General features: G+C 59.2%; 15 protein-coding genes. 9 read left to right on the top strand and 6 right to left on the bottom strand.

Translation table 11 applies throughout. From position 1 onward, the window contains the following. The first annotated feature begins 48 nt into the window (after positions 1-48). Both GSQ82_RS17895 and GSQ82_RS17890 read left to right on the top strand, forming a co-directional pair. Positions 49-1,293 (top strand): pyridoxal phosphate-dependent aminotransferase, encoded by a 1,245-nt coding sequence (locus tag GSQ82_RS17895; protein ID WP_158793519.1) that lies wholly within the window; start codon positions 49-51, stop codon positions 1,291-1,293. Positions 1,294-1,565: 272 nt separating this feature from the next. Further along, positions 1,566-2,219, top strand: coding sequence for a DUF2306 domain-containing protein (locus GSQ82_RS17890; protein ID WP_158793518.1), 654 nt, complete (start codon positions 1,566-1,568; stop codon positions 2,217-2,219). Between the two features lie 130 nt (positions 2,220-2,349). On the opposite strand, the gene GSQ82_RS17885 is transcribed toward GSQ82_RS17890, so the two are convergent. Next, entirely contained in the window at positions 2,350-3,015 is a 666-nt protein-coding gene (locus tag GSQ82_RS17885) for a DUF4142 domain-containing protein (protein WP_158793517.1), read from the bottom strand. A 232-nt stretch (positions 3,016-3,247) separates the two neighbouring features. Between GSQ82_RS17885 and dapA the strand changes: the two genes are divergently transcribed. The 3 genes from dapA (at position 3,248) to GSQ82_RS17870 (ending at position 6,857) form a co-directional block, all read left to right on the top strand. Further along, positions 3,248-4,168 (top strand): 4-hydroxy-tetrahydrodipicolinate synthase, encoded by a 921-nt coding sequence (gene dapA, locus GSQ82_RS17880; RefSeq protein ID WP_174243089.1) that lies wholly within the window; start codon positions 3,248-3,250, stop codon positions 4,166-4,168. Positions 4,169-4,230: 62 nt separating this feature from the next. Then, a complete protein-coding gene (locus tag GSQ82_RS17875; protein ID WP_158793516.1) occupies positions 4,231-5,082 on the top strand; it encodes a 2,3,4,5-tetrahydropyridine-2,6-dicarboxylate N-succinyltransferase in 852 nt (283 codons plus the stop codon). 110 nt (positions 5,083-5,192) lie between these two features. Further along, positions 5,193-6,857 (top strand): ribonuclease J, encoded by a 1,665-nt coding sequence (locus GSQ82_RS17870; protein WP_158793515.1) that lies wholly within the window; start codon positions 5,193-5,195, stop codon positions 6,855-6,857. A 52-nt stretch (positions 6,858-6,909) separates the two neighbouring features. On the opposite strand, the gene GSQ82_RS17865 is transcribed toward GSQ82_RS17870, so the two are convergent. After that, entirely contained in the window at positions 6,910-8,115 is a 1,206-nt protein-coding gene (locus GSQ82_RS17865) for a hypothetical protein (RefSeq protein ID WP_158793514.1), read from the bottom strand. Positions 8,116-8,356: 241 nt separating this feature from the next. Here GSQ82_RS17865 and GSQ82_RS17860 point away from each other — a divergent pair, with 241 nt between their 5' ends. Together GSQ82_RS17860 and GSQ82_RS17855 are read left to right on the top strand one after the other, a co-directional pair. Further along, positions 8,357-10,594 (top strand): patatin-like phospholipase family protein, encoded by a 2,238-nt coding sequence (locus GSQ82_RS17860; protein ID WP_158793513.1) that lies wholly within the window; start codon positions 8,357-8,359, stop codon positions 10,592-10,594. Between the two features lie 57 nt (positions 10,595-10,651). After that, entirely contained in the window at positions 10,652-11,680 is a 1,029-nt protein-coding gene (locus GSQ82_RS17855; protein ID WP_158793512.1) for a threonine/serine dehydratase, read from the top strand. 207 nt (positions 11,681-11,887) lie between these two features. On the opposite strand, the gene GSQ82_RS17850 is transcribed toward GSQ82_RS17855, so the two are convergent. Together GSQ82_RS17850 and GSQ82_RS17845 are read right to left on the bottom strand one after the other, a co-directional pair. Then, positions 11,888-13,681 (bottom strand): chloride channel protein, encoded by a 1,794-nt coding sequence (locus tag GSQ82_RS17850; protein ID WP_158793511.1) that lies wholly within the window; start codon positions 13,679-13,681, stop codon positions 11,888-11,890. A 27-nt stretch (positions 13,682-13,708) separates the two neighbouring features. Then, a complete protein-coding gene (locus tag GSQ82_RS17845; RefSeq protein ID WP_158793510.1) occupies positions 13,709-14,884 on the bottom strand; it encodes a lipopolysaccharide assembly protein LapB in 1,176 nt (391 codons plus the stop codon). A 236-nt stretch (positions 14,885-15,120) separates the two neighbouring features. On the opposite strand from GSQ82_RS17845, the gene GSQ82_RS17840 reads away from it, so the two are divergent. Both GSQ82_RS17840 and GSQ82_RS17835 read left to right on the top strand, forming a co-directional pair. Next, entirely contained in the window at positions 15,121-16,128 is a 1,008-nt protein-coding gene (locus tag GSQ82_RS17840; protein WP_254061724.1) for a hypothetical protein, read from the top strand. An 81-nt stretch (positions 16,129-16,209) separates the two neighbouring features. After that, positions 16,210-17,094: an undecaprenyl-diphosphate phosphatase gene (locus GSQ82_RS17835; protein WP_158793508.1), complete on the top strand. Its 885-nt coding sequence runs from the start codon at positions 16,210-16,212 to the stop codon at positions 17,092-17,094. A gap of 11 nt (positions 17,095-17,105) precedes the next feature. On the opposite strand, the gene GSQ82_RS17830 is transcribed toward GSQ82_RS17835, so the two are convergent. Next, positions 17,106-17,462 (bottom strand): DoxX family protein, encoded by a 357-nt coding sequence (locus GSQ82_RS17830; RefSeq protein WP_158793507.1) that lies wholly within the window; start codon positions 17,460-17,462, stop codon positions 17,106-17,108. A gap of 115 nt (positions 17,463-17,577) precedes the next feature. After that, entirely contained in the window at positions 17,578-18,042 is a 465-nt protein-coding gene (locus GSQ82_RS17825; RefSeq protein WP_158793506.1) for a PA2169 family four-helix-bundle protein, read from the bottom strand. Between the last annotated feature and the right edge of the window lie 373 nt (positions 18,043-18,415).

The raw sequence follows: 18,415 nt of genomic DNA, 5'->3' as shown, positions 1-18,415 counted from the left end.
CTGTCGTAGCAGACCTGCATTCGCACACATCTTTTTCAGGAGAACTCTATGAATCCCCATTTGACGCAAGGCGTTTCGCGCAGGTCGTTCATGCGTATTCTGGGCGCGGCTTCGGCAACGGCCGTCTCATTTCCCGCGTTCGCATCGACGCAGCAGGCCGGTGCAGGGCAACATCCCCATGCGCACGAGATGGGCGAGATGCCGCCCGATACGGTGATCATCAGCTCTAACGAAAATCCGCTTGGACCGGCGCAGTCTGCGCTAACGGCGCTATGTAGTACGGCATCGATGGGCGGGCGGTATCACGAGGAAGAGACGATGAAGACGGTCGCGGTCTTCAACGAACAGTTTGGATTGAAGCGCGGATATGTGGGTCTGTTTCCAGGCTCCAGCGGACCGCTCGATCTGGCGTTGATGTCCAACATTGGACCGGATAAGCCGCTAGTGTACGCAGACCCAAGCTATGAGCAGGGACCCCGAGCGGCTGAGACGATGAAGGCTCCGAAGTATCCGGTGCCGCTGACGGCGAACTATGCGCACGATGTGAAGGCGATGGTGAAGGCGCATCCTTCGCCGGGCGCTTACTACGTGGTGAATCCGAATAATCCTACGGGGACGATGACGCCGCGAGAGGATATTGTGTGGCTGGTGAACAACAAGCCGGCGGGGTCGGTCGTGATCGTGGATGAGGCGTATCACCATTTCTCGAACGACGACTCGGTGATCGATCTGGTGGCGCAAGATAAGGACATCATCGTGCTGCGGACGTTCTCGAAGATCTATGGCATGGCTGGGCTGCGGGCGGGCTTTGCGGTGGCGCGGCCGGACCTGCTGCAGCGATTCAAGACGGTTGCTCCTCCGGCGCGCAGCCTGGCGAGTATCTCGATCACAACCGCTGCGGCCGCTCGTGCAAGTCTGGAGGATAAGGGCCTTGTGCCTCTGCGGAAGAAGATCAATGCGGATATCAGGGCGGATACGCTCGAGTTTCTGACGAAGAAGGGTTACAAGATCGTGCCGGGATCGCAGGGAAACATGTTCATGGTGGATGTGCAGCGTCCGGGGCGGGAGTTCCAGATGGCGATGATGAAGGAGAACGTTGCGATTGGACGGACGTGGTCCGCGATGCCGAACTATGTGCGGGTGACGGTTGGAACGAAGGCCGAGATGGAGAAGTTCCAGACGGCGTTTGTGAAGTGCATGGATACGGCGCCGGGAACAGTAAATGGAGCTGCGGAGCTGCATGTGCCGGAGTTTCATGTGCCTTCGGAGCTGTATCGCGGAAGTTATGCTTAGAGGTTTAGCTGGTTTTAGCTAAACAAGGTTGTCTGTGGGAGGCGACCTGTTCAGCGCGTGTGACTTGTCTTTTGTTTGTCACACATTTGTCAAATCACGTCATAATCCTGTTTGCTTTGCTGACAAGCAGTCAGACAAAAGCGGATCATTATTTCAAGCCAATATGACTTTCTGCAGTGCTCGAACGGCAATCTAGAGCCTATTCGCAGCGAATCTGTAGGCTTGGTCAAGCCGCGAACGAACGCAGAATCACTTCGCTCTCAGGAGCCGCAATGCCAGTTAGTTTAATGCCGAAACAAACGTCCACTCCCCATCGACGCCGGCTGCTCAAGCCCGCGCTCTGGATCGTGATGGCGACGGCAACTCTTTACATCGTCCTTCACGTCGAAGCACCCCTCCTCCTCCATCAACACACCGAGCGAGCGTACCTCCGCACCATTCCGTTCCTCATCTTCCCCCATATTGCTGCGGGCGTTCTCGCGTTACTATGTGGGCCGCCGCAGTTCTCCAGCCGCCTCCGCAGTCGCAGCCCAAAGTTTCATCGCGTGCTTGGCAGGATCTATGTCATCTCTGTGCTGATAGCCGCACCGCTAGCGATCATCCTCGCCTACCATCGCAACACCCCCCACACCATCCCGTACTTCTTTCTGGCGAGCAGCCTGCAGGCGTCCACATGGATCGTCACCACCGTCGCAGCGTTTCTGACTGCGCGCAATCGACAGATCCAGCAGCACCGCCAATGGATGGTTCGCTCCTACGCCGTCACGTTTACCTTCATCGGCGTCCGCGTCCTGATACAGTTTCCCTTCGCGGTCCCGCACACCGGCGCCAGCTTTTCGCTGGAGATCGTCTTCGTCTCCTTCATGGCGATTCTCCTCTCGGATATCGGCTTGAGCTGGCACGAACTCTTCCACCCCCGCTCATGATCCGCCGTGACTGACGTTGTATCGCGGAAGTTATGCACAAAGGTTTAGCTGGTTCTAGACGAGACAAGGGCGCCTGGTCCGCGCCCTTGTTTGTGTTCAGGACTTTCTGTCGGAGATGGCTCTGGGTCCTTTACTTCGACGCGACGACGTTGTTCTTCTGGGCGATCTGTTCGATCATTTGCAGGTGCTGGTTGATGACCTGTGCGCCCTGAAAGGCGACTTGTTTCAGAGCGGGAGTGGATGCGCTCTGCGACTCCTGCTTGAAGTCTTTCTCATCTTGCTGGTGATCCTTGACCATGTCCTTGATGTAGGCCTTGTCAAAGGCATCGCCGTCGAAGGCCTGCAACTTCGCTATGGTCGCTTTGTCTTTGGAGGTGGGTGAGTCCGGCACCTTTACGCTGAGCTGCTGGGCAACCTGCTTCATTTCGTCGCCGAGTTTGGTGTGGTCGTCGATCATCTTTTGAGCGAACTGTTTTACGTCGCTGTTGTTACTCTTCTGGAGGGCGAGCTGACCGAGTTGCACCTCAGCTGTGCCTCCTTGAAGAGCTTTGCGGACGAAGGACTTGTCCATCATCATCTCGGGGCCGTTGGGATCCAGGCCTGAGGCCTGATCCATTGCACCCATCTGTGAGCCGGGTGACTGCTGGGCGCCAGTGCTTTGTGGTGAGGGCGAACTCTGTTGCGCTCCACCCTGCATCTGCGCCAGAGATGGGGCTACTGCGAGGATTGCAGCGCTGGCGGCGACAAGAATTTGAAGGCTGAATCTTCTGTTATATCTGCTTGTAATTGGGCTCATGGCTTGCTCCTAAGATAGGTTGGGGAGGACTAGCTCCGCGGGAGGCGCGCGTGAGTTACGTTCGCGATCCATGACGTACAAAACGCTCTTTGTAGGGGGCATAGGAGCGGCGGCGCGTTGCCTGTATCCTCGCCCCAGGATCTGGTTTTAGGGTGCGTTTTTTTCGATCTTTTTGCTTAGGAACAGGGCGGAGATGAGAAGTGGGATCGGACGCGGTAGACTTGAAATCATTATGAATTTGATGGGTTGTGGAACGGCGCTGGTAACTCCCTTTCGCGGGGACGGCGGTGTGGATGAACCGGCGCTGCATGGGCTGGTGAACTGGCAGATCGAGAGCGGAATCGACTTTCTTGTGCCTTGCGGGACTACGGGCGAGGCCTCGACTTTGACCCAGGCGGAGTGGCTGCGCGTGATCGAGCTGGTGGTGGCCACGGCGGCGGGGCGGGTTCCGGTGTTTGCGGGCTGTACGCACAATGCGACGCATGAGGTGGTGGGGCGGGTACAGAAGCTGTCGCAGGTGACTGGATTGACGGGAGTTCTGACGGCGAATCCGTACTACAACCGTCCTGGGCAGGAGGGACAGTATCAACACTTCCGAGCGATCGCCGAGGCGACGGATCTGCCGGTGCTGTTGTACAACATTCCTTCGCGCACGGGAGCGAATCTGGAGCCGGCGACGGTGCTGCGGCTGGCGGAGCTGAAGAACGTCATCGGGATCAAGGAGTCGAGTGGGAATATCGCGCAGATTACGGAGCTGCTGACGTCTGCTCCGCGAAGCTTCAAGGTGTTTGCCGGCGACGATGGGCTGGCGCTGCCGGTGCTGGCGCTGGGCGGGGCGGGGTTGATATCAGTGGCTTCGAACGTGATTCCGGGACAGATGTCGCGGATGGTGCGGGCGGCACTCGATAACGATTGGGTGGATGCGCGGAGGATCAATCGGCAGTTCTTCCGGCTGATGCAGGCGCACTTCTGGGAAGCTAGTCCTGCTCCGGTGAAGGCGGTGCTGCAGATGCTGGGGCGCGGCGAGGATGTGCTGCGACTGCCGATGGTGCCGGTGTCGGAGGGAACGCGGAGAAAGCTGGAGCGGATGGTGGGCGAGTTGGGGATGCTGGTTGGGGTTCCTGCTTCGGGCGATAATCTGAGGATGTTTTAGAGGACATTTGCCTGCACGTTGGGTTAGGTTGGGTTTGATTTCGAGTCGGTGAAAGAGGATATGTGAGTTTGAAGGGGACGTTGGAAGAGCAGATTGAGCACTGGTTTTCGCTGGGTGCGGAGGCTATTGGAAGTGCGGAGGCGGAGGCGGCGTTCTTTGAGCTGCGAGGAAAGCTGGAGGCTGGAGAGCTTCGGGCTGCGGAGCCGGATGACACGTTTCCTTTGGGATGGCGCGTGAATGCGTGGGTGAAGCGTGGGATTTTGCTGGGGTTCCGGATTGGGACGATGATGGAGATGGGCGGAGAGACGCTTCGCTTTGTCGATAAACATACGTATCCGGTGCGGAAGTTCGTGGTTGCAGATGGTGTGCGGGTGGTGCCGGGAGGGGTGAGTGCCCGGAGCGGCGCGTATGTTGCGAAAGGGGTTGCGCTGATTCCGCCTTCGTATGTGAACGTCGGGGCGTATGTAGATGAGGGAACGATGGTGGACTCCCATGCGCTGGTGGGGAGCTGTGCGCAGATCGGGAGACGGGTGCACCTGAGTGCGGCGGCGCAGATTGGCGGGGTTTTGGAGCCGGTGAGCGCTTCCCCTGTCATCATTGAAGACGACTGTTTGATTGGCGGAAATACTGGGGTTTATGAAGGAACTGTGGTGCGCAGGCGAGCGGTTCTGGCTGCGGGAACGGTGTTGACGCGGGGAACGCCGGTGTATGACGTGGTGAAGGGCGAGATTTATAAGGGTACTGCGGAGATGCCGCTGGTGATTCCCGAGGGCGCGGTGGTGGTTCCGGGGTCGCGGGCGATCTCGAAGGGGAAGGGCGCGGAGTGGGGGCTTAGCTTGGCAACGCCGGTAATTATCAAATATCGGGATGAGAAGACGGAGCTTTCGCTGGTGTTAGAGGATATTTTGCGGTGATTTTTTGTTTGATGGCTCGATAGCCGGTCTGCTGAGGCCCTGTGGGTTGAGACGTGTCACACGTTACGATTCACGGGGCAATCGCATGACGATGCTAAGATTGGAGGTTGATGGCACAAGATAAATTGAAGATGATTCCGCTGGGTGGCCTTGGTGAGTTCGGTATGAACTGCATGGCCCTCCGCTGGCAGGATGACATTATCGTCATCGATGCCGGTCTGATGTTTCCTGAAGAAGAGTTGCTGGGTGTGGACATTGTTGTCCCGGATATCAGCTATTTGACTGAAAACCGCGAGAAGGTTCGCGCGATCCTTTTGACGCATGGGCACGAAGACCACATCGGCGGACTGCCGTGGATTCTGTCTGAGCTGAACGTTCCGGTGTACGGGACCGAGTTCACGCTGGCGTATGTGGAAGGCAAGCTGGAAGAGCATCGCCTGCTGGATGATGCGGATCTGAACGAGATGATTCCCGGCAAGCGATTTACGCTGGGGCCTTTTTCGGTGATGCCGATCCGGGTGACGCACTCGCTGGTGGACTGCGTGGCGCTGGCGATTCATACACCCGTGGGCGTGATTCTGCATACTGGCGACTTTAAGATCGACCTTTCGCCGCCGGACAACAAGCCGTTTGACCTGCACTCGTTTGCCGAGCTGGGCAAGCAGGGTGTGCTGGCGCTGCTGCAGGACTCCACCAACGTGGACCGCAACGGATATACGCCGAGCGAGCGTGCGGTTCGGCCTAAGCTCGACGAGATCTTTTCGCAGACGAAGAAGAAGCTTTTCTTCAGCTGCTTCTCCTCTTCGATCCACCGGATTCGGCTGGCGATGGAGCTTGCGGCGCAGCATGGACGCAAGGTCGCGGTGATCGGGCGTTCGCTGGATAACTCGACCGAGATTGCGCAGGACCTTGGCTATCTGGATGTGCCGCAGGGATTGATTATCAATCCAGGGCAGATTAGGGATATGCCGCCGAACAAGCTGCTGATCATGATCAGTGGGACACAGGGCGAGCCGATGAGCGCGCTGAGCCGGGCGGCGGTGAACAACCACAAGTTCGCGCATATCGATGCGGGCGATACGGTGTTGCTGAGCTCGCGCGTGATTCCGGGTAATGAGAAGTCGATCTATAGGATGATCGACCATCTTGAGCGGCGCGATGCGAAGGTGATTCATGATGACGGCCAGTCCGGGCTGATCCACGTGAGCGGACATGGGAGCCAGGAAGAGCTGCGGTTGATGATCAACCTGGTGAGGCCGAAGTTCTTTATCCCGGTGCATGGAGACTATCGCCACCTGAAGCGGCATGCGGAGCTGGCGGGTGCGATGGGCGTGGTCGAGAAGACGATTCTGCTGGAGGACGGCGACGTTCTGGAGCTGGATAAGGGTTCAGCTACGAAGACGGGCAAGGTCACGGTGGGTCGGGTTTGTATCGACTCGGGTGGAACCTCGACCGACGTGGTGGAAGACATCGTCATTCGCGACCGGAAGCACCTGAGCGAAGACGGCATTGTGCTGCCGATTATTGCGATCAACAAACGGACAGGATTGCTTGAGAATCCGCCGGAGATCGTGATGCGCGGTATGGCTGTTCCTGAGGAGGGCCTGATTGCGGAGGCTCGGCAGGTGGTGCTGAGAACGCTGGAGGGTTCGTCGTCTGAAGAGAAGGCGGACTATGGCGTGATCAAGGAAAAGATCCGGAATGACCTGAAGCGGTATATCCAGAAGAGCACAAGCCGGCGGCCTTTGATTATGCCGGTGATTCTGGAGATCTGATTTCGAAGTAAGAGTGTAAGAAGAGGCGCCCTAACGGGCGCCTCTTTTGTCTTCAGTTGGACTTTGGCGATGGACCGGCAGATGGTTTGGGCTGGACCTGAGCGGTAACGCCACTCAGGTCGGCGTTGATGATGATGGGCTGCTGCTGCGGATCGTATTCGCGAATCTTCTTTTCAACGATATGAAATGGCGGAAAGCTCCCTGGAGGATAAGGAACCTCTTCGCGGCTTACATCGCGTGCGTCGGTGATCTTTAGGGTGTATTGGCCTTCGGGAACGTAGAAGAAGCGGAACGAGCCGTCGTCTTCGCTGATTTTAGTGGAAACAAGCTGGGTGTCATCGTCGGGATAGACGATGGCGACGTTCCCTGCGTTGACGGTGTGGCCGGTTCTGGCTGCGAGCAGGCTGCCAGAGACAGAGTGCAGCTTCGAGAGAGGAATGGTGATATCTGCGGAGGTTGACTCTTCTCCTTCTGAGAGCTTGATGGAGGTCGCGTCTCGCCTGCGAAAGCTATCGCCGGAGTAGAGGTCAAGGGAGTATTTGGTTTCGTTCGCGATGCCACCGTTTTCGGCATAGACCTCACTCGTGACAATGTTGATGAGCGCGAGGGAGGTTTGGACCAGGTATTCCCCCGCGGGCAGACCACTGATGCGATAGTGACCCTGGTCGTCAGTAGGCGTACCCTCAAACGGGCCTGCGATTAATTTGGTACGAAACGAGACCCACTTGCCGGTCTTATCTTTGTTGAGAAGATGGATGGGGGCGTTAGCGTCTGGGATGCCATCATCGAAGCGGATAGTGCCGGAGATGGCAGCGCCTTTCAAGATGCGTACCTCTGCGTTGGAGGTGCGATTAGCCACCACCGTCACGGGCGTGAGCAGTTTGGAGATGAGATCCGCCGTTTCAGGCTTCGGGTGATCGAGGTCTTCGCGCGAGATCGAGGCAAAAGGAGAGAGATAGCCAGGCTTTTCGACGAAGATGTAGTAGTCGCCTGGGGCCACGTTAGGAATGGTAAAACTGCCATCGAGAAGAGTCGCAGAGAAGACAGAGATTGCCTGGGTTGGCTGTTCCCCTTTGGGCGCCTTCGTAGTTTGGGATTTGTCGACAACGGCCTGCAGGAGAACGTGGGCGTTGCGTGCGGGAAGATTGGTGTCGGCGCAAAGAACATGGCCGGTTACGGTGCCGGTGGCTTCGGGCCGTTGTGCTGAATAGAAGATCGTGAGGCAGAGAACAAGAGCAGCAATGCGCGCAGAGAACATGCAATCTCCGGGTCCTGGTTGTCGAGCGTGGAACAGAGAAGTTATGTAGTAAACGGAAGTGGCTGACTATGCAGATTTTAGAGTGCGTATCAGGAGACGGCAATCGTTCCCATTGAGAGAGGCGTGATCCCGCGCGCGGGGATGATTAGAGTTGTGATGCGGGAGGTTTGAATTATTTAGTCGAGACTGATTGCCGACATAGGATTGGAACGGTACACAGTTCTGGGCGAGGCCTTCCACGATGGGTTTTATTTACGCGGCCAAGACGTCTCGAAGATACTTTGGAGTTCTTTCACTGTTGGGGCTGCTCGCGGCACACGTGACTGGCCCGACGGCGCAGGCGCAGAAGCCGGTGATTGAGCCGCCGACGAGGCAGAGGATCGGGCTGGTTCTGGAAGGCGGCGGGGCGCTGGGGTTTGCGCATATCGGGGTGATCCAGTGGATGGAGGAGCACCACATTCCAGTGGACGATGTGGCTGGGACGAGCATGGGTGGGCTGGTGGGTGGGCTGTATGCCTCGGGCAAGAGTCCGCAGGATATTACGGAGTTTGTGGGCGGCATCAACTGGGCTGCGGTGCTGAGCGGGCAGGTACCGTTTCCGGCGCTGAGTTACAGGCGCAAGGAAGACAGGCTGGCGTTTCCGAACCGGCTGGAGCTTGGGTTGAAGCATGGACTGAGTCTGCCGAATGGGTTGAACTCGGGCGCGGCGGTGGGGCTGCTGCTGGATCGGGAGATGCTGCCTTACTACGATCTGAAGAACTTTGACGACCTGCCGATTCCCTTTCGGTGCGTGGCGACGGATATTACGACGGGCAAGGAGCATGTGTTCAAGGATGGATCGCTGGCGCAGGCGATGCGGTCAACGATGTCGATTCCGGGCGTGTTCGCGCCGGTGACGCATGGGACGCAGATCTACTCGGATGGCGGCGCGGTGAATAATCTACCGGTAGATGTGGCGCGGTCGATGGGCGCGGATATTGTGATTGCGGTGTTTCTGGATACGGGGCCGGTGGATCCGGCGAGCTTCAACTCGCTGGTGGGGGTGGCGGGCAGGAACGTAGCGATCATGGTTGCAGCGAACGAGCTAAACAGCATGAAGAATGCGAACATTCTGCTGAAGGCGGACGTGAGCAAGTTTACGTCGAGCGACTTTGAGAAGAGCGACGATATTATTCCGCAGGGGATGAAGGTGGCCGAGGAGCATGCGGCGGAGCTGGAGAAGTATGCGCTGAACGATGCGGACTGGGCCAAGTACGTGGCGGAGCGGAATGCGAGACGGAGGACGAAGATTCCGACGCCGCGATTCATCGATATCTACGGGATGAAGGGCGCGCAGCGTGCCCAGGTGGCGAACGAGTTTGAGAAGTATGTGAACAAGCCGCTGGATGAGAAGAAGCTCGAAGAGACGATCGCAGACTTGCAGGGGACGGGCTCTTACTCGAGCGTCAGCTACAACTTGGTGGATAAAGACAACGAGACGGGGTTGCTGGTGCGGCCGAGACTGAAGGAGTATGGGCCGCCGTTTCTGAATCTCGGACTCACGCTGTCTTCGAATGATTCGAATGATATTCAGTTGGGACTGGGTGGGCGAGCGACTTTCTTTGGGCTTGCGGGACCGGGATCGGAGCTGCGTGTGAACGCGGGTGTGGGGCAGGTGGCGGGAGCGACGGCGGAGTTGTACAAGCCGCTGATCGCGGGTCGACGGTATTTTGTTGCTCCTCGGATCTATTACCAGCACACGGTCTCATCTTTTTATTCGGGAAGCCAGGAGCTGTCGGAGTATACGGAGCAGAGGAACGGATTTGGCGCGGATCTCGGGTATAGCTTCAGCTCGAAGGCGGAGCTGAGGGTGGGCGAGGACTACCAGTGGTTTGGCGAGACGCTGCGCGTAGGACAGCCGATCGAGCAGGTGTTTCATCTGACGCCCTGGGTGAGCAATGTACAGTTTCAATACCTCGGACAAGATAGTGTGCAGGTGCCGACGAAGGGCACGGAGATGTTGACGCGATATACCTACTCGACGCAGCGACCGAACGGATCGAATGGGTACTCGCAGTGGAACTCGCGGGCGGCGCACTTTACGCCGGTAAAGACGCGAGGGATTATCTTTGGGACGATCGCGGGTGGAACAAGCTTTGGCGCGACGAATTTGGGGCTGGCGGGATTTTCGCTGGGAGGGCCGCTGCAGTTGAGTGCGTACGGACGCGGCGAGCTGCTGGGGAGCGATTACTTTCTGGGGCAGGTGGGGTATGAGTACCAGTTGACGAAGCTGAACCCAGTGCTCGGCGACTCGATCTATGCGGCAGGATTTTATGAGATTGGAAAGGTGTGGGATGGTGCCGCGGGAACGCCTAGCCTGCCGAACGATGTCTCAGGTGCGCTGGTCATTAAGACTCTGATTGGGCCGCTCTATGGCGGTGCGAGCATCGGGGATAGCGATCACCGGAAGTGGTTCTTTGGGTTGGGGCGGATCTTTTAGCGGCGACTGGTGCGGCTGTTCGCCTGGCGGTATCCTCTGGGTAGAGGACGCTGAGGGATGAACGAGTTTGTGACGTTAGAGGAGATTCGGGCCGCGAAGGAGCGGATTGCTGGGGTTGCGGTGAGGACGCCGCTGTATCGGGTGGAGCGGGCCCGGTTGCGGATGGGTGGGTTTCCGGAGCCGGAGTTCGATCTTTACATCAAGGCAGAGAGCGAGCAGCCGATTGGCAGCTTCAAGTTGCGTGGGGCTTACAACATGGTGGCGCAGTTGTCGGCGGAGGCGCTGCGGCGCGGGGTGATTACGTACTCGAGCGGCAACCATGCACAGGGTGTGGCGTATGCGGCGCGGGCGCTGGGGGCGAAGGCGGTGATTGTGATGCCGGCGAACGCTCCGGAGGTGAAGAAAGCTGCTACGAAGGCGCTGGGCGCGGAGATTGTGGAGGTGGGACCGGCTTCGTCGGAGAGGCGAATGAAGGCGGAGGAGCTGGTGGCGGAGTTTGGCTACGCGATGATTCCGCCGTATGACGCAAGGGAGATTATTGCGGGACAGGCTACGTGCGGGCTGGAGATTGTGGAGCAGCTGCCGGGTGTGGAGCTGGTGATGTCGCCGGTGAGCGGGGGTGGGCTGCTGAGTGGGACAGCGACGGCGGTGAAGCTGGCGGCGGAGGCTGGGTTGGTGGATGCGGCGGTGAAGGTGTGGGGCGTGGAGCCGGAGCTGGCGGCGGATGCGAAGGAGAGTTTCTACTCGAAGACGCTGGTGGAGTGGCCGGCGGCGAAGACGACTCGGACGATTGGAGATGGATTGCGGACGCAGAGTATGGGAGTGCTGAACTTTGCGCATGTGATGAAGTTTGTGGATGGGATTGTGACGGTGTCGGAGGAGGAGATACTGGCGGCGATGCGGGTGATGTTAGGGGCGACGAAGCTAGTGCCGGAGCCGAGTGGGGCGGTGACGCTGGCGGCGGCGCTGTTTCATGCGGAGGAGCTGCCAAGGGCCAGGAAGGTTACGGTGGTTTTGAGTGGGGGGAATCTGGAGTCGGAACTGAGAGAGAGGTTGGAGGGGGAGTTGGCTGCGGGGAGGGCTTAGTTGCCGCCGTTTGATGGGTTGGACTTGATCAGGAGAGAGTCCTGGTTTGATTCGATTGGTAGGGCGAAAGATGTTTAGTGCAACCGCAGATCCCTACGGGATGACAAAACAAAAGAGCAGGCAACAGCAAGAACAGGAACAACAACAAGACCAATAGCAACGCAAAGGTTACGGTAAGGCGAACTTGTTACGGCTGCGGCGATGCTCCTAGTGCTTCTGCTTCTGGTAGCGGTTGAGGACGTCCTGGAGGGTCACTGTGCCTTCGAGGGATCCGCGCATGGCTCGGTTGGTAACGGGGAGCAGGGGCCAGCGTTGGAAGTGCGGCAGGGCGCTTGACAGGGGTAGGTCTGGAAAGAGGACAGGGGTGCGTTCGGGGCCGAGGCGTTCGGAGAGAGTGTGGGCTTCGAAGCCGGGCGCGGGGTGGGGATCTGTGATGGGATGATCGCTGGAGCTGAGGGCTTCGAGCTCTTCTCTTGTGGCGGCGTACCAGAGGCCGTCGCTGCAGTGGATGAGGAAGACGGGGGTGGATCGGATGTCTTCGTACTGGGCGAGTGAGCGGAGGGTCTCGGCGATGGTCTCGCTGCCTTGGAGGACCGGGGCTGTGACGGGTTGCATGGCGTCTTCGAGATGGAGGTTGCTCTCTTCGCGGAGCTCCTCCATGGAGGGCAGATCGAGGCCGTCCTGGTGGGTGAACTGCTCGAGGATGGGGATGGGCTGCAGGACGCGCGAGATGAGGTAGGCGATGGTATTGGCGAGGATGACGGGAAGGACGATGGAGTAGTTGCCGCTGACCTCGAGCACCATGAAGACGGAGGTGAGCGGAGCTCGAAGGAAGGCGGCAAAGAGGACGCCCATCCCGACGAGCGCGTAGGAGCCGATGGAGCCGGTGAGGTGTGGGAAGTAGAGCTTTTCGAAGGTACCGACGGCGGCGCCGAGCATGGCTCCGATGAAGAGGGTGGGGGCGAACATGCCGCCGGGGGTGCCGCTTGAGAATGACAGGGTGGTGGCGATGATCTTGAAGATGGCGAGGAGCAGGAGCATGCGCCAGGCGAACTGAGAGTGCATGGCCTGGTCGATCGCTTCGTAGCCTGCTCCCATAACCTGCGTGAGGCCGAAGAAGCCGATGCTTCCGACGAGGAGCCCTGCCAGTGCGGGTTGGATGAGCTGCGACCAGGGAGGCAGGCTGCGAAGTTTGGGGCGGAGGTAGCTGAGAGACTTTGCGAAGACGAGAGAGGCGAAGCCACCGACGACACCGAGGGCGGCGTAGGCGAGGAGCTCGCGGGAGTCGCGCAGGTCGATGACGGGGATGCGGAACATCGGTTCCGATCCCCAGAAAGAGCGGGCGACGACGACACTGGAGATGGCGGAGAGGACGATGGAGCCGAGGACGGCGGCGCTCCACTGGCCGATGACCTCTTCGATGACAAAGAGGATGGCGGAGATGGGGGCGTTGAAGGCTGCGGCGAGTCCGGCGGCGGCTCCGATGGGAGCAAAGATGCGGAGCTTTTCTTTCGACATGCCGAGACGGCGGCTGATGAGGGAGGCAACGCCGGCGCCGATCTGGAGCGATGGATCTTCGGGGCCGAGGGAGTGCCCGCTGCCGATGGCGAGTGCTGAGAGGAGGAACTTGCCGATGACCGTACGGAAGGAGATGTAGCCGTTGCTGATGTAGAGGGCGGCCTTGGTCTGGTTGATGCCGCTACCGCGGACCTTGGGAAAGACGTAGCGGGTGAGGACGGCGATGACCAGACCGGCAGCGGCGGGAACGATGATGAGACGCGGCTGGTGAGGGTTTGGAGAGGAGCCGAGCAGAAGGACGCTGAGCCACTCTATGGCCATGCGGAAAGAGACGACCAGGAGACCGGAGATGACACCGATGAAGATGGAGAGCAGAAGGAAGATGCGCTCTTCGCGCAGGGGTGCGATGCGCGCGATGACCTGTTCGTCGCCGATGTTGGCGAGGGCGGGATCTTTCTCTACGAGGGTGGGCTGCGTATCCATTTTTCGGTCAGAGTTCCGTTCTCACGTCTACGGTTCCAGCGCGTTCGATCGTTGGGCGAGCAGCAGGAGCAGCGCGTCGTCGCCTGTGGGTGGGCCGCAGATGCGAGCGGTTTGGGTTTCGGTGTCGAAGACCAGTTGCATGGTGGCGTCTTGCTGGGTCGGGTCGTTGGTCAGGTTGGAGCGGCTAAGGGAGGCTTGCGGGCTCGACCATTGCGTGCTGAGATGCTGCAGGGGTGCCGAGAGGCCGCTGGCGGCGGAGATCTGGGCATTGCAGGCGTCGAAGCGCTTTTTCGCGAGGTCGCGCGCCCTGAGGATGCGCGCTACGCGCTCGGTGGTGGGGAGATGCTTCGAAGGCTCGAGGGCGAGGATCTGGGTGGAGTTTTCAAGCATGGTCTGCATTGTGGGGGCGAGAGCTTCGTCCGCGGGCGTGTGGCTCTGGATGGCTTGCTGGAGCATGCGATGGGCGTCGTCGAAGTGTCCGGCGTCATAGTGGAGGCGGCCGGCGGCGAGTAGAGCGGTTTGATTCTTCGGTTGCTGAGCGAGAACTTTGTCGTAGAGGGTTAGGGCGTCGCGAGGAGAGCCTGCCTGTTCCAGTAGGCTGGCGAGGGTGAGGGTCAGGGACGCGTCGTCGGGGGCGTTGCCAGCGGCGATGAGGATTTCGGTGCGGGCGGTAGCCGGGTCGTGATGGGCGAGGAGGAAGCGTGCGAGCTCCAGGCGGACCTCGCGCCGGCGGAGGACACCGTCGCCCTCCCAGGTGCCGTAGATGGAGGCGCGGTAGTAGTTGATTGCGGCCTGGGGATCGTTCTTTTTCGCGGCGATGCGGGCGAGGCTGAGGTTGATGAAGCCGTCGCCGGGCTGGGTCTCCCAGAGTCCGAGGAAGTAGTTGTAGGACTCTTCGGTGTGGCCTGCTTCGCCGAGTGCCTGGGCGAGGAGAAGCTCGTAGGAGCGCTGGCCGGGGGTGTAAGAGAGTGCGGTGCGGAGAGCGATGATGGCCTGGTCGGGGTGGCCGGACGAGAGAGCGGATTGGCCTCGGGCAGACCAGCGCAGGGCGAGTTCCTGACGGTGAGAGGCGAAGGAGCGGAAGAGGAACAGAGTGACGAGAAAGAGAACCACGGTGACAAGCAGGAGCGTCAGGAAGGTGAGGGCATCGCGGAGGATTAGCCTTCGCTTGAGGCTCGAATAGTCGTCTGTCTGCAAGGTCATAAGGCGTTCGGGCATGCTTGCCCGCAATATGCGCGGCGATGTTCCCTTAGTTTATAGGTTGGATGCAAATAACGGGAGTGGAGCTGGTGCTGGTGGTTTCATGATGTCGGTGGATGACTTGAGGGTGGAACGCTTAGACTGAACGGTATTCTGCAGCGGGAGAGGATAATCTCGGCGCTGCGGTTGCGGGGTGATTGAGGCTTATGCGGGTTTCTACTTTGTGGCGGTCTAGCGGGATGCGGGTTGTGACGGCTGTGCTTCTGGTGTGCGGCGCAGGGGTTGAATGGGCGGGAGGGCAGCAGCAGGCGCAGGGATACGACAAGTCGGCGGCGAGAGCTACTGTACTACACGATGCGAATGTGTATGTAGCGGCGGACGCGGACTCGCAGAAGGTTTCGCTGGTGACGCCGGGGCATGAGGTGGTGATCGTTGAGCGGAATGGGCCGTGGGTGAAGGTATTTGCCAATACAGATGTGGGCGACGACGCGAACGAGGATAACAAGAACACGCCGGAGTTTGGTGAAGATGCGAATGTAACGCCGGCTTCGGGATGGATTCGGGACAAGGGGATTGTGGGCGGAAGCACGGCGGGCGGCGACGCGATTCTGTATGGGGCAGCGGCGAACTTCGAGGATGAGGCGACGCATCCGAATGCGCCGAAGGGTGCTGCGGGGTCGGCACATCTGTTGTACAAGCGTGTGGTCGAGTACTTTCCTAATTCCGATCTGGCTGGGGCGGCGGCTTGGCGGGCGGCGGATATTCGCTGGCAACTGGACAAGCTGGATGCGAGTACGCTGCCGAGCGCGAAGGAGCAAGAGGCGTACCTGAGGCCTCAGTTGTACGAGGGCGAGTTAAAGAAGGTGATGAAGAGATATCCGGGCAGCGGGTATGCAGCGATGGCCGCGTACGATCTGTTGGACAACAAGCTGTGCGGGGACTGGCAGGGACTCCCGAAGTGTCCGGAGATGGAGACGGGGCTCTACCAGAAGTATGCGCAGCAGTACCAAGACAGCCCGAAGGCGGCGGAGGCTTTGTATAACGCGGTGTATCGACAGGGCGTGGCGGTGACGATGTATATGGTGCAGGAGGATCGTAAGCGGTCGGACGAGGCGGCAAAGAGGACCCTGGCGCTGGCGGAGGATCTGAAGACGAGGTATCCGAAGTCGGACTATGCAGCGCGGGGAGCGAGTATAGCTTTTCGGGTGTCGCAGGGGATTCCGGTGTATGGGAGCGATCGGGATTGAAGTCGAATCGCGGGTACCTTTGGCGGGTCGGGACGATTTCGAATTTACCGTTTACACATGCGGACGCTTTAGGATGGAGGTATGTCGATCTTTAAAGTCATCCTCCTTGCTATTGTGCAGGGGCTTGCTGAGTTATTGCCGGTGTCCAGCTCCGCGCATGTGGTGGTTGCGGGGAAGCTGATGCACCTGAACATGTCTTCGCCACAGATGACGCTGATGCTGGTGATGCTGCATACGGGAACGATGTTTGCCGTGATTGTCTACTTCTGGAACCAGTGGAAGCGGACGTTCTTTTCCAGTGCGGACGCTTTCAAGCGGTTTGCGATTCGCGCAATCTGGGCGACTTTGCTTACGGGTGTGATCGGTGAGGCGATCAATAAGTTGATAGAGAAGACGATGTTCAAGGGGTCTTCGAAGGCTGAGATTGAGCTGCTGTTCGATCGTCTCGATCTGATCGCACCGGCGCTGGCGGCGGCTGGAGTGATTATCCTGATCGCCGGGCTGATGGAGAAGAGACGCATGGGCGCGCATGAGCAGGTCTATGGCGACAGTGTGACCATGCGGCAGGCGGGTTGGATCGGGGCGGTTCAGGGGCTTTGCCTGCCGTTTCGCGGATTCTCGCGGTCAGGTGCGACGATCTCGACCGGAATGCTGACGGGTGCAAGCAAGGAGCGGGCGGAGCGGTTCAGCTTTGCGCTTGCGGTGGTGTTGACGCCGGCTGTGTTGGGGAGAGAGTTCTTGCGGCTGGTGAAGGCTTCGCATGAGGCGACTGCAGCGGGCGTGCCGATTGACTTTCATGGCAGCGTCGTCAGCAGTTTGCTGGGCGCGGTGTTTTCGTTCTTCGCTGGATTGGTGGCGCTGAGATGGCTGAGCAGTTGGCTGGAAGAGGGACGCTGGTATCTGTTTGGGATTTATTGCCTGGTGGCTTCGGTGGTGGTGTTTGGGCTGTATCACGCGGGCTACTAAAGCTCGAACTGTTAGTTTTTTGTGTAGAGCCATGCCCAGTAGATGAGTGGGATTTGCAGGGGGATGCGGAGCCACTGCGCCCAGCTTTGTCCCATGACGCCGGGCATGGTGAGGTGGGAGGTTGCCATGTATATGTTGGCTGGCCAGACTGCGATGAGCAGCGCAACTAGTCCCCAAGCAGCTGCGTGGCGCGTGGGTCGCATGAAGAGGCCGAGACCGCCGAGGATCTCTGCGACTCCGCTGATGTAGACGATGGCGAGCGGGGCAGGCAGGATGGGTGGAACGATCTTGAGGTAGAGCCTTGGAGCGATGAAGTGCAGGCTGCCTGAGAGCATGAAGAGAACGGCGAGGAGGATGCGTCCGATCATGCTGTTGATTCTCTCCCTGTCAAAATCGTAGGGCACAAAAAAATGCGGCGAGTGTTGAGACTCGCCGCGGATCGAATGATTTTTACGCCATCTGATAAGTATCTTGCGGATGTGTTTACTTGCTTACGAGCGCGTCGCGATGGTTGCGGACGTAGTCGTGCGAGGTGAGGACATGAGCCTGCTGCTCGGCGATCAACTGGCGTACGGGCAGGGGTAGGTCCTGATCGAGGGCATCCGCATAAGCTTTCTTGGCCTCGTCTTCGCCCTGCTCTGCGGTCTCGAGAAGGGTGTGGTCGCCGCCGCCCATCTTTGCTTTGAGATCGCCCCAGACGCGGTGAACGGTACCTGCGGTGGTGCCGGACTCCTTGATATCGTGAACGCCGTTCTGGTGGAGAACCTCTTCGAGATCGCCACGAAAGCTAGCGCGCTTGAGTGATTCGGCGAGGAAGTAACGCTTCAGGGTCTCATCCTTGAGGTGCTCGCCGATATCTGCGAAGCCTTTTTGGCTGTCGAGAAGTGTGCTGATAAGGGAGTTGATGGCGCGCTGCATTTCGTGCTGCTTGCCTGTATCTGTCGACATAGAAGACCTCAATCTTTTTGGAGTTTTTACTTTCCGGTTGGAGCAGGGTCCGTCGGCTGTGCGCGATTCTCCTCCGCCGACGGCAAGCAGGAGAAATCGCGAAAACCCCACGCCCCTGCCAACCGGTACTAAGGTCCGCCGGGAGAAACTGGCCCGGCGGCGGATATGGAGAGATAGATGCACGGAATGGGCTGTGGGTTTGTATTCGGATACCCCGAAGCAGGTTTTCCGAGTTTCCCGCCGGGGCGGGGATGCGGTCTGGGATAATCGAAGGTGCTCTGGTGGTTCGCGGACTTGATCTTCGCCCGGGGTGCAGCGACCCTGCGCCTGGCGTGTGAGAGTCCGCGCGTCCCCCACCCTCTATGAAGGCCCC

This window comes from Granulicella sp. L60, assembly GCF_009765825.1.
GTDB lineage: Bacteria > Acidobacteriota > Terriglobia > Terriglobales > Acidobacteriaceae > Edaphobacter.
The sequence above is the reverse complement of the archived record's forward strand: the minus strand, read 5'-3'. Positions and strand labels throughout refer to the sequence as shown.

Coding starts and splice junctions, on each gene's coding strand:
- GSQ82_RS17895 (WP_158793519.1), top strand. CDS start 49: ATGAATCCCCATTTGACGCAAGGCGTTTCGCGCAGGTCGTTCATGCGT.
- GSQ82_RS17890 (WP_158793518.1), top strand. CDS start 1,566: ATGCCAGTTAGTTTAATGCCGAAACAAACGTCCACTCCCCATCGACGC.
- GSQ82_RS17885 (WP_158793517.1), bottom strand. CDS start 3,015: ATGAGCCCAATTACAAGCAGATATAACAGAAGATTCAGCCTTCAAATT.
- dapA (WP_174243089.1), top strand. CDS start 3,248: ATGAATTTGATGGGTTGTGGAACGGCGCTGGTAACTCCCTTTCGCGGG.
- GSQ82_RS17870 (WP_158793515.1), top strand. CDS start 5,193: ATGGCACAAGATAAATTGAAGATGATTCCGCTGGGTGGCCTTGGTGAG.
- GSQ82_RS17865 (WP_158793514.1), bottom strand. CDS start 8,115: ATGTTCTCTGCGCGCATTGCTGCTCTTGTTCTCTGCCTCACGATCTTC.
- GSQ82_RS17860 (WP_158793513.1), top strand. CDS start 8,357: ATGGGTTTTATTTACGCGGCCAAGACGTCTCGAAGATACTTTGGAGTT.
- GSQ82_RS17855 (WP_158793512.1), top strand. CDS start 10,652: ATGAACGAGTTTGTGACGTTAGAGGAGATTCGGGCCGCGAAGGAGCGG.
- GSQ82_RS17850 (WP_158793511.1), bottom strand. CDS start 13,681: ATGGATACGCAGCCCACCCTCGTAGAGAAAGATCCCGCCCTCGCCAAC.
- GSQ82_RS17845 (WP_158793510.1), bottom strand. CDS start 14,884: ATGACCTTGCAGACAGACGACTATTCGAGCCTCAAGCGAAGGCTAATC.
- GSQ82_RS17840 (WP_254061724.1), top strand. CDS start 15,121: ATGCGGGTTGTGACGGCTGTGCTTCTGGTGTGCGGCGCAGGGGTTGAA.
- GSQ82_RS17835 (WP_158793508.1), top strand. CDS start 16,210: ATGTCGATCTTTAAAGTCATCCTCCTTGCTATTGTGCAGGGGCTTGCT.
- GSQ82_RS17830 (WP_158793507.1), bottom strand. CDS start 17,462: ATGATCGGACGCATCCTCCTCGCCGTTCTCTTCATGCTCTCAGGCAGC.
- GSQ82_RS17825 (WP_158793506.1), bottom strand. CDS start 18,042: ATGTCGACAGATACAGGCAAGCAGCACGAAATGCAGCGCGCCATCAAC.